We start from the raw sequence: 10,928 nt of genomic DNA on the forward strand, positions 1-10,928 counted from the left end.
TGAAAGAACAAATCGAGGTATGAAAACCGTTTGAAAAGGTTGCCGGAGACATTTGAAGACAGCTCCGGCAACCAAACTTCTCGCGGTCTCCCTTATGCATTTTTAAACCGCCAGTTTAAAGACATTTTCAGGTCGCCGCTAACAGATAAAGATGAAAGGATCGTTTAAAGGACCGGGCTCCCTGGTCCCATGGCGAGGCCAGCAGAGTACCCGTCCTATGGTCGGACAGTAGCAACCCAACCTTACAGGGAAATGACGCCCAGATTTGCGGCACTAAGAGGAACTGCATGTAAATTCTATTCTATATAAATCCCTGTATTAAAATGGATATTGACACACAAGTATCGACTTGGCATACTTGGGACCGCAAAAAGCAAGTTCTCATCTTTAAAAAACTGAAATGGCCAACGCCTTGGCCAATGCAGACTGGAGCCGCGGTGTTTATCGCATTTTTCGCCTTTTCAAAAAAGCGAATCGGCGGCATTTTCCGTTCGCTTTCCGGGTGGGCCGCAAAGCAGCCACCACCACAACCATTTGCTCGATACGCGGAATGATTCTGAGCGGTGAATTTTTACTGGCTTGCCAAGATTGACTTAGATTTAATGATTTGGTAGGCGCTGTTTATAATCCAGTAAACAAGAATAGAAGGCGGCCTTGGATGCTGCGCCTTGCGACCCCACCCGTTTTAGATGAGAAAGGGAATGAAATAGGAAAAAGTTCAATGGTTAGAGACGCTCTTGATTCCTGAGTAACATTGGAGAAGAAATGGATCTCAGAAATAGCCTATCAAGTTTTGGCCTTTCCCAATATGCCTTGAAAGCTTACCTATCCCTGGTTGACAGCGACAAACCGGTCAACGGATCCCAGTTGAGCGTCATGGCAAAAATCCCCCGGGCACGGATCTACGATGTCCTACAAGGCTTAAAAACCAAGGGAATTGTGGCGGAATTGGAGCCTGGCCTCTACGCGCCCTTGCCTCCCAAAGAACTCGTCAAGCGGCTGCGCCACCGTTTCGACAAGGACATACAGGTCTTTGAAGAATTGATTCAGGCACAGAGAGCAAAGCCGCGTTATGATTACGTCTGGACGATCAGCGCTTACGATGAAATCATTTCAAAGGCTAAAGAGATGATTTCCCGCGCTGCAGTCGAGATCTATATCCGTGTCACGCCGGAAGAGGGCCTTAAACTATATGACGATTTGGTGCAGGCCGAAGCGCGCGGGGTGTCTATCAAGTTCATCGTTCTGGGGGAGATGCCGCAGCACTTCGAATTCCAAGTGGCCCATCACAACGCAGTCCTTGTCAGCAAAAAATTCGGAGGTCGAACGATCGACATTGTGGTGGACAAGGAGGAAATTCTAGCAGGCGTTCTGGGGCAAGGCCGTAGCCAAGCGTTCCCAATCAACTGGACCAAGAATCGGTCCTTCGTCATCTCAGGGCGCGAGAACCTTAGACACGACTACTTCCATATATTTCTGCACAAGATTCATGATCTCGGGAAACCCCTAAGTACGAGGGAACAACGGGTCTATGAAATCATAAAGAACGACTACTGACCACCATGAGCCATGAGCCAACAGACCTCATCATTCAAGGCGGAACGGTAATTGACGGAACCGGCGGAAAACCGATTGCGGCGGATGTTCGCGTGAGTAAAGGCCGAGTGCAGGTTGTTGAACGCCGAGGGTTGCCGACGACGTCGGACACTCTAATTTTCAAGGCCCACGGTCGGATCGTCTGTCCCGGGTTTATCGATGTGCATGCTCATGACGACCTTTACCTGCTGGCCCATCCCGATGGAGAGTTCAAGGTCAAGCAGGGTGTCACCACGGTCATCGGCGGCAACTGCGGGGTCAGCCCCGCGCCCATGTCCCACGCGTATCGCAACGACCAGCTCGAACAACTCAGGCTGCTCGGAACGGACGGACTGCCCTCAGCCCAAAACGAATTTACGGATTTCGGGACCTATCTGGCAGCGCTCGACGCGGCGGGCTTGGGCATCCACTACGCCGGTCAAGTGGGCCATGGCATGCTTCGCCTGGCAGTGATGGGACCAAGTTCGCACGCCCCTTCAAAAGCGCAGACGGCCCGGATGCGTCTCCTTCTGGAAAGCTGCCTCGATCAGGGGGCCATCGGCCTGTCTTTGGGCCTCATCTATGCTCCAGGTGCCTACGCGGACCTATCTGAACTGGTCGATCTGGCCCGAGTGGTGCAATCTCGCCAAGGTATTGTCAGTGCCCACATCCGCAGCGAAGGCGGTCGGGTGGTCGAGGCAGTGGCGGAGATGATCGAACTGGCCCGACAATCCGAGGCTGCCGTTCACATAAGTCACCACAAGACCGCCGATCCGGCTAACCGGGGCAAGTCACGCCAGACCCTGGCACTGATAGACCGTGCCCGCCAGGCTGGCCTGCGGGTAACGCTGGACGCCTATCCTTACCGGGCGGGGTCGACCTATCTGGCCGCAGTTTTGCCGGTCGAGTCTCTGGCGGACGGCGTGGCAACTTTGAGAGTTCGCCTCAAGGATCCATCTTTCCGGGCACAATTGCGCCGCAAGATCGAAAGCGACCCATTGGACCGCTGGCAAAGCCTGCTCACCGGTAGGGATACCTACCGGCTTACCATCGCGACCTGCAGCACCCGTCCCGACTACATTGGACGCTGTGTGCGAGAAATCGCCGACGCCGAAGGAATCTCACCCCACGACCTGGTTTTCGATCTGATCGCCGCCGAAGGTTTAGGGGTTGGCATGATCAGCCACGCCATGGACGAAGAAGATGTCCAGCGAATTCTCAGCCATCCGGCCACGATGATCGGCTCTGACGGCATACCCCCCTCGCGAGACAGTGCCCCCCACCCTCGCCTGACTGGTACCTTTCCCAGGATCCTGGGCCGTTATGTCCGGGAGTTGGGCTTAATCGACCTGAGTGAAGCCGTTCGGCGCATGACGTCCCTGCCGGCGGCGACCTTTGGCCTGACCGGCAAAGGCCGCTTGGCCCCGGGCATGGACGCTGATCTGGTCGTCTTCGATCCACTCACCGTAATCGACCGGTCAACCTATGAACAGCCCTACCAGCCCCCCGAGGGCATCGAACTGGTTCTTATCGGCGGCTGCCCAGCCCTGATCCGCGACCGGCTCACCTATGCCGCACAGGGATGCGTGTTGGCTCAGACCCGCTGATAGCCTCAGGCATGTCTTTTTTTCACTATCTTTTCATTGATCACCATCAAAGTCATGGAGATGACCACGATCACAGCCGACAGGGCATGCACCTTGGGATTGATCTCGAAGCGGACCATCGAATAGATCTGGATGGGTACGGTCATCATACCGGTTCCAGCTAGCAGGTAAGTCATCATGAAGTTGTCGAATGAAATGGTGAAGGACAGCAGCGCCCCACCAATGATGCCGGGCATGATCAGCGGCATGGTCACACGGCGAAAAGTCATCACTTCGTCGGCTCCCAGGTCCATGGCCGCTTCCTCCAGCGATGAATCGAATCCGTGAAGCCTGGCCGAAACGACCGTCATCACAAAGGGTAGCCCAATGAGAATGTGACCAACGACGATCAGACCGTAACCGCCCTTGATATTTAAAAGGGTGGCCATTGACAGCAGGGCAATGCCTGTGATGATTTCCGGAATGATCATAGGCGACAGGAACAGTACGCTGAGGATTTCCCGCAGCCGGAAGCGGTTGCGAACAAAACCCACGGCGGCCAGCGTGCCGATGGTGGTGGCACCGGCGGAAGCGCATACGGCGATCATAAGGCTGTTGCGGATAGCCAACAGTACATTGGGATCGCGGGTGGCCTCTAAATACCACTTCAGGGTGAACCCCGGAGGGGGAAAGATGGAGTACTTTGAGCCATTGAACGACATGAAGATTACGGCTACAATGGGCAGAAACAGGAAGCAATAGACTGCCGCTGTCCACACCTTGAGCAGTATCCAGCGCAGCCCCATGCTTAGCCTCCGATCCGTTCTAGCCGGAAGAGCCGGTTGTAGACGACCACCAGGAAAAGGACCACCAGCAGCAGCAACACTGCAAGAGCGAAACCGAATGGCCAGTTGAAGGATTCATAATACTCTCGCTGGATGATGTTGGCTATCATGATTTCCTTGGGACCACCAAGTAGTTCCGGTGTGAGGTATGATCCCACCGTCAAAATGAACACCAACAGGCATCCGGTGTTGATGCCGGGCAGCGAAAGCGGGACATTGACCCGCAGAAAGGTCTTCAACCTGCCGGCTCCCAGGTCCATGGCCGCTTCCTCCAGAGCCCGGTCGATTTTCTCGATCGAGGCATACAGGGGAAGAATCATAAAAGGCAAAAAGACATGGATGAGTCCAAAAAACACAGCCGTCTGGGTATAGAGCAACTTGAGGGGCGTATCCACAAGACCCGCCCAGAGAAGGATGCCGTTGACAATGCCTTTCGAACCCAACAGGATTTTCCACGCATAGATCCTGACAACTATGGTGGTCCAGAAAGGCACGATCAGGCCGGCGAACAGGATATCCTTGCGTCTGAAGCGGCTCCGGGCCAGGAAATGGGCGCAAGGGTAGCCGATAACCAGAGTAATTAGGGTGACCACTATGCCGTACCACAGGCTTTTAAGGAAAACCCGGTAGTAAATGGACTGGGACAGGGCCCGGGCGTAGTTTTCCAGAGTCAGTACCCGCAGAACTCGGCCGTCGGTGAACTGGTAAAAGCTGTAAATCAGGATCAGTATAAGGGGCAGGAAAAAAAACATCCCAATCCAGAGTGTCCCCGGACCGATTTGGACCAGCAGTCGGATCCTGGAACGTCGTTGGGCAGCCGTACCCGGGAACAGTCGCTCAATCATGGTCCGGCTCCCCAATGACGACCCCGGCGTTCACCGGCCAGCCCACGTTCACTTCCTGACCGCGTTCAAGGACCTTACCAGCGTCGGTATTTTGGCGGGTTACAGTTAGGTGCATACGATCAGAAATCAAGAGGGCGTAGGTAGAGGAATCCCCTTGGTAGACCGCGTCGAGCACACGACCGCAGAAACAGTTGGCGCAAGCTTCCGAGTCGGGCGCCAACCGGATCTTCTCGGGCCGGATGCTGACCCGGACGCGGGTTCCCGGCGGCCGGGGATCTCTTGGGACTCGGATCTCGAGGCCACTGTCGCTCTGGACGATACTGCATGCCGCTCCGGCGGCCAGAGTGCCGCCGATCAGATTGGTTTCACCGATGAAGCCAGCGACAAAAACCGTCTCCGGGTGCTCGTAGATATCGGCGCTAGGACCGATCTGCTCCAACCGGCCCTGGTTCATGACTGCGATGTGGTCAGACATGGTAATGGCTTCGCCCTGGTCGTGAGTCACGTAGACGAAGGTCGTGCCGACCTCGCGCTGGATGCGCTTGAGTTCAAGCTGCATCTGGTTTCTGAGTTTGAGGTCTAGAGCCCCCAGTGGTTCGTCGAGCAGCACCACGGTCGGCTTGTTAACCAAAGCCCGGGCAATGGCCACTCGCTGCCTCTGGCCGCCTGAAAGCTGGCTGATGCGCCGCTCACCGAAGCCGGGCAGTTCGATTAAGTCTAGCATCTCTCCCACGGCCCGGGTAATGGCCGCTTTCGGCTGCTTTTTCATCTCCAGGCCGAATCCGATGTTGGCTGCCACGTTCAGGTGGGGAAAGAGGGACAGATGCTGAAATACAAGATTCGTGGGACGCTTAAAAGGGGGCATCCCAGTCATGTCCCGACCGCCGATGAGGATCAGCCCGGCCGAAGGGTCCTCGAAGCCGGAGATCATCCTCAGGACCGTGGTTTTGCCACATCCGGAAGGTCCCAGCAGGGAGAAGAAGGTGCCCTTGGGGATGGAAAACGAGACGTCGTCGACCGCCATGACGTCACCGAAGCGTTTGCTAACCCGGTTTAACTGAATATCGATCTCAGGCATATTTTCCTCGGTGGCGGGCCCTGTCGTGCGGGCGTTCCCGAGCCAACAGACAGATGTCGGCCCGGGAATCGCGGTTCAATGCAGCCGCTTAATTGGCGGCCATGACCTCATTGAGCAGTTCATTCCAAGTGTCACGCATTTTCCCGATGTAAGCCGGATCGAGTAGTATGGCTCGTTGGATGATCTCATCGGTTGCCCCCAGTTCTATTTTCTCCTGGGCCGTCAGTTGGACGGCGGCAGAAGCCGGGGCGTAGTTGACGCCCTTGGTCACGAAGTTTTTGAGTACCGGCGCGCTGATAGCATAATTGACAAAGGCCTCGGCGGCTTGGCGGTTTTTGGCATCTTTGGGAATGACGATGCAGTCGATCCAGACAAAGGTGCCTTCCTTGGGCTGGGTGTACTCGATGGGATGCCCTTCCTCTTTGAGTTTGTTAACTCGGCCCCGCCAGAAGTCGGCCGCCCAGACTTCTTCAGTGGCCAGCAGTTGAGTCAGTTCAGCGCCTCCCTTCCAAAATTTAAGGAGATTGGGACGGAGTTCCATCAGTTTGGCCTTGATCGCGCCCAGGTCGGTGATGTTGTTGGGGTCTTGGCCAAGAAACATCGCGGTCACTGGAATGGCGGAGGTCCCGGATCCAAAAATGGATGTTCGGCCCTTATACTTCGGATCCCAGAGTACACTCCAGGATGTGGGGGGCGGGTCAATTTTCTCTGTATTCCAGGCAATAGCCTGGTCGCCCCAGATGAAACTGACGCTATAGGTCTGCGGACCAGGATCGTAGACCGGCTGATGGAAGATTGGAAGCATATCTTTGTAGTTGGGCACGTTTTCCATTCTCAGTGGCAACAGCAAGTCGTCCTGTCTGGCCATGTAAACGTAAGTGTTGCCCAAAAAAGAGACATCCATATCCGTCTTGCCGGCCTTGAGTTTAGCTAATTGCTCAGAGTTGGACCCGAAATGATTGATCAGCACCTTGACGCCAAATTCTTTTTCGAAGGGTTCGGCGATGTACGTCTTGACCGCCTCGGCATAATTGCCGCCAAAGCTGTCCACTACCAATTGGCCGCCAATTTTTTCTCCGGCGGCTCCGGAAATACCGGCCGCACCCCAGCTAACCATCAAAACCATGGCCAGCAACGCGAAAACTCTACCACACCTCGATTGCATCATCTTCCGTTCCTCCTTCTTGCCCACGGTTAGATCCTGCATCCTTCCATCCAACTGCCCCGGCGGCAGCTGAATTGAGGGCTTGACTAATTGTTACTACTGATGTAGTAACTTCTTGTAACAGCCTTTGCTTGCGGTGTCAAGGGCTATAGTTACGGCTGATCGGCGCTGGATTCCGCCACTGCAGACTTAGAGACCATCGATTTCAAACCAGCCCACGGGTGACTGATTTGTCTGGGATTGCCAATTCTACAACCTTTACGGAGAAAGCCATCAGCGACCTTCGAACATGGGTGGAGATAGACCTGTCCGCCGTGCAGCACAACATCGGGACTCTCAGGAAAAAAGCCGGCCCCGGCCGCCTGGTCATGGCGTGCGTCAAGTCCAACGCATACGGGCACGGGCTGGTGGAGGTCGCCAGGGCGGCGGAAGCCGCCGGAGTCGACCGGTTGGCCGTGGCACAAGTCGACGAGGGTTTGGTCCTGCGCCAGGCCGGGTTGGCCGTTCCCATCCAAGTGCTGATGGAACCGTCCGCCCAGGCAGTAGAAGAAATGCGCCGACACCGCCTCATCGCCAGCCTGTCGACTCCGGAGGTGGTCCACCGCATGGCGACTGGGTATTACGGTCCGCTGACGGTTCACATCGAAGTCGATACTGGTATGGGCCGGGTTCCGTTACAAGCCGACCGCGCTGAGGATTTTCTGGCTCTTTTGAAGCGCGAGAGGGGCTTCAATATCGAAGGAATCTTCAGCCATTTTGCTTGCGCAGGGAAACCGGGAAACCCCTTTTGCGATACGTTTACCTACCACCAACTGAACACCTTCACAGGACTGTGCGACCGGCTTGCCGAAAAAGGCTTCCGAATCCGCCTGAAACATATAGCTGGCTCCGACGCGGTGGCCTTCTACCCGCGAAGCTATTTAGACATGATTCGTCCGGGAGCCTGGGTTTACGGCTACAAAAGCCAGAGCATTGGTCTCGACCTCAAGCCCGTTCTCTCCTGGAAAACCAAAATCTTCAGGATTACAGCAGCGCCGGCCGGCCGGCCGGTGGGATACGAAATGGCCTTCAGGCCCTCGCAAGACACTCGCATTGCCCACCTCCCGGTCGGCTATGGCGACGGATACCCGCGCGCCCTGTCCAACTGCAGTGAGGTCCTGATCAAAGGGCAGCGGGCACCAGTGGTGGGGCTGATCGGTATGGAATCGATGATAGTGGATGTCGGTCATATCCCAGGCGACCTCGAAGGCCAAGAGGCGGTGCTGATCGGTTGTCAGGGGGCTGAAAAAATCACCGCGGCCGGCTTGGCGAAACGCATTGACTTGTTCGCGGCGATGATCACTTGTGGCATCAAAGAATCAGTGCCACGGATATACAAACCGGCGATGGAGATGAGATGGAATACCTGATTGAAGGGGCCCCGGTTTTCGTGATGGACGATCAAGGCACTGTGGCCGAGGCGATGGTCGTCTCTGATACCAGGGTCGTGGCCAACGGCGATCTGAAAACGCTTCGGCAACGTTACCCCTTGGCTCGCCGCCTTGCCATTGGCGGCGCTGCCGTCGTACCGGCCTTCAACGACTGCCACGCCCACTTGCTAAGACTCGGGCAGGACATGACAAGGGCAGATTTGAGGTATTGCCGCTCGGCAGATGATATCCAGGAGGCCTTGTGGGCCAACGACCTGCCGAGAACGGATGGGTGGCTTATCGGCGTCAACTACGACCAAAACATCCTGGCAGGCCAGCGCCACATCGGGCGCGATACCCTGGACGGCATCGGCCGAGGCAGGCCTGTATACCTGTTCCACCTGTCTCGCCACGAAGGGTTGGCCAACTCCAAGGCACTGGAACTGGCAGGCATCCATGCCGGAACCCCCGATCCCCCTGAAGGCCGGATCGACCGCGATGCCACGGGGCGCCTCACCGGAAGGCTTCTGGAAATGGCCGTCAGCCTGGTGGAAAAAGTTCTGCCCGCCCCCACCGATAGACAACTCGACAACGCAATCCGCTGTAGCCTGGAACACCAGGCCCGACGTGGTATTCTGGCGGCCACCGACGCCACGTCGGGAAAATGGTTCGGCATTCAGCGGGAATGGGCGGCCTACAGTCGTGTTCTGGCCCAGTCCCCCAAGGTCAAGGTGACCCTCATGCCGGAAGTAGACGTCTGTCGGGAGATGGGTTGGCTCGATCGTGACCAGGTGCAACTCCCCGACGCCCCGTCCTGCCTGCGGCTGGGACCGATGAAAATTATCGCTGATGGCGCCCTGACCAACCGGACAGCGGCCCTGAGCAAGCCTTATACCGACGGCGGCACTGGGTCGTTGGTCTACCCGGCCGAAGAGCTGAAAGCCTTGATTCTGCGCGCACATCGCGGTGGCTGGCGCTGCGCAGTGCATGCCATTGGGGACATTACCATCGACATCTGCCTGCAGGCTTTTGCCACAGCGCAAGCAACCCTACCCCATCGGCGGCCCAGACACCGTTTGGAGCACTGCATGGTCGTGGACGACCGGATCAACCGATTGATGGCGCAACTGGGAGTCATCCCCTGTTCTCAGCCGGAATTCATCTTCCAGCTGGGGCATGCCTATCGCAGCTGTTTGGACGGACGGGCCGACCGTTTGATGCCCTACCGGGCTTGGATCGAGGCCGGCCTGACCCTGGCCTTCAGCTCGGATCAGCCCATCAGCACCGGGGACCCCATCCTGGGCTGGCGCGCAGCGGTAACCCGCCAAACCCGGGATGGCGACATCATAGGGGCCGAGGAAACCTTGACACCCCTGGAAGCACTCCGGGCCTATACCGTGGGGTCGTCGATAGCTTCCGGCGACCCGGAAATAGGCAGTCTGACGCCGGGCAAGGAGGCCCGGTTCGTCGTGCTGAGCCACCTCCCGAATGCAATTGCCGACCACGCCATGCATGTTGTGACGACCTCGGCCGAACTAATGCCGCCATCAAGCATCGAACACAAAAGCCACCGCGTTTAACCGACAAACTTTTGGTGATGGTGAAAAGAACTCGCTTTTCGCGAACCGTCCACATCGCCACCTCCCTAATGATGCCCTGCCTGGTTGTAAGCCCAACCTGAGGTGGCGGCCGGAATCTACCAGGAAGACAACGAAACCTTAACGGCCGGTGTCAATGTTCTTGATCACATCCCGGAAGGTTCCCTCAAGGACGGCATATGCCCCAATGATATAGGCCGTGAGGCGGGGATACTGGCGTCGATTCGGCTCGGGGATCACCGCCCGTTCGCCTTTTCCCGTAATTTTCCTGAACACTTGAACGTCACCACACACCGATGCTTCAACCTTAGGTCTTCATCTGGTCTCGTTTGCAGATCACATGTCAAATTGCCACTTGCCATTAACTTCCTTCAACTTTAAGCATGTGATCTAACACCCGAGGCATTTCCCCTGTGTGAAACCGAAGTGGGTAGCGATACAGGTCCGACTGTCTGCCTAACCTGCACGGCTGGGTTGAGGTCGATGACAGGGGTGAGTGTTTTAGTTGACAGAGACGAACAACGGATGCCCATGTTCGGCCAGGTATGCACAGAGTGCGGTCTGGTTCAGCAGGAAAAACGGAAGACCTACAGCTACTGCGGGATGACTTTGAACAGGACGCTGCAATGACAATTTAGCTAATGTTATCCCTGAAGTTGCATAAGATCAGGTAGATCTTATCCTATATTTGGTACCCAGCTGGATTTTCATAATCAGTCTGGGGCCATGGGTAGAATGATCCCCTCATTCTCCCTCCTCCCTGGGCAGGCCTGACCCCGGGCCTGCCCATCTTACTTTAGAAACCGCACCCGATAGATCCCAATAAC

Annotated in this window: 9 protein-coding genes; 4 read left to right on the forward strand and 5 right to left on the reverse strand. The window is 56.3% G+C overall.

Annotated elements, in window-relative coordinates; translation table 11 throughout:
* Positions 1-765 precede the first annotated feature (765 nt).
* Positions 766-1,557, forward strand: a complete 792-nt coding sequence (locus R6V78_RS20115) for a TrmB family transcriptional regulator (RefSeq protein ID WP_410291181.1) — start codon at positions 766-768, stop codon at positions 1,555-1,557.
* A 92-nt stretch (positions 1,558-1,649) separates the two neighbouring features.
* Positions 1,650-3,182 (forward strand): N-acyl-D-amino-acid deacylase family protein, encoded by a 1,533-nt coding sequence (locus tag R6V78_RS20120; protein WP_410291182.1) that lies wholly within the window; start codon positions 1,650-1,652, stop codon positions 3,180-3,182.
* A gap of 5 nt (positions 3,183-3,187) precedes the next feature.
* Here R6V78_RS20120 and R6V78_RS20125 read toward each other — a convergent pair whose 3' ends face one another.
* From R6V78_RS20125 to R6V78_RS20140, 4 genes are all read right to left on the reverse strand, one after another.
* On the reverse strand, positions 3,188-3,967 hold the full coding sequence (locus tag R6V78_RS20125; protein WP_410291183.1) for an ABC transporter permease: 780 nt from the start codon (positions 3,965-3,967) through the stop codon (positions 3,188-3,190).
* 2 nt (positions 3,968-3,969) lie between these two features.
* On the reverse strand, positions 3,970-4,851 hold the full coding sequence (locus R6V78_RS20130; protein ID WP_410291184.1) for an ABC transporter permease: 882 nt from the start codon (positions 4,849-4,851) through the stop codon (positions 3,970-3,972).
* Positions 4,844-5,929, reverse strand: a complete 1,086-nt coding sequence (locus tag R6V78_RS20135; protein WP_410291185.1) for an ABC transporter ATP-binding protein — start codon at positions 5,927-5,929, stop codon at positions 4,844-4,846. Before R6V78_RS20135 ends, R6V78_RS20130 begins: the two co-directional genes overlap by 8 nt.
* Before the next feature lie 88 nt (positions 5,930-6,017).
* Positions 6,018-7,136: a PotD/PotF family extracellular solute-binding protein gene (locus R6V78_RS20140; RefSeq protein WP_410291186.1), complete on the reverse strand. Its 1,119-nt coding sequence runs from the start codon at positions 7,134-7,136 to the stop codon at positions 6,018-6,020.
* 188 nt (positions 7,137-7,324) lie between these two features.
* Between R6V78_RS20140 and alr the strand changes: the two genes are divergently transcribed.
* Together alr and R6V78_RS20150 are read left to right on the forward strand one after the other, a co-directional pair.
* Positions 7,325-8,503 carry an alanine racemase gene (gene alr, locus R6V78_RS20145; RefSeq protein WP_410291187.1) on the forward strand — a complete coding sequence of 393 codons (1,179 nt, stop codon included), beginning with the start codon at positions 7,325-7,327 and terminating at the stop codon, positions 8,501-8,503.
* Entirely contained in the window at positions 8,491-10,083 is a 1,593-nt protein-coding gene (locus tag R6V78_RS20150; RefSeq protein ID WP_410291188.1) for an amidohydrolase, read from the forward strand. Before alr ends, R6V78_RS20150 begins: the two co-directional genes overlap by 13 nt.
* Positions 10,084-10,221: 138 nt before the next feature.
* Here the strand turns inward: R6V78_RS20150 and R6V78_RS20155 are convergent, their stop codons facing one another.
* Complete coding sequence (locus R6V78_RS20155; protein ID WP_410291189.1) at positions 10,222-10,377, reverse strand: hypothetical protein; 156 nt, start codon at positions 10,375-10,377, stop codon at positions 10,222-10,224.
* Between the last annotated feature and the right edge of the window lie 551 nt (positions 10,378-10,928).

This window comes from Desulfosarcina sp., assembly GCF_046496365.1.
In the GTDB taxonomy this organism is placed as follows: Bacteria; Desulfobacterota; Desulfobacteria; order Desulfobacterales; family Desulfosarcinaceae; genus Desulfosarcina.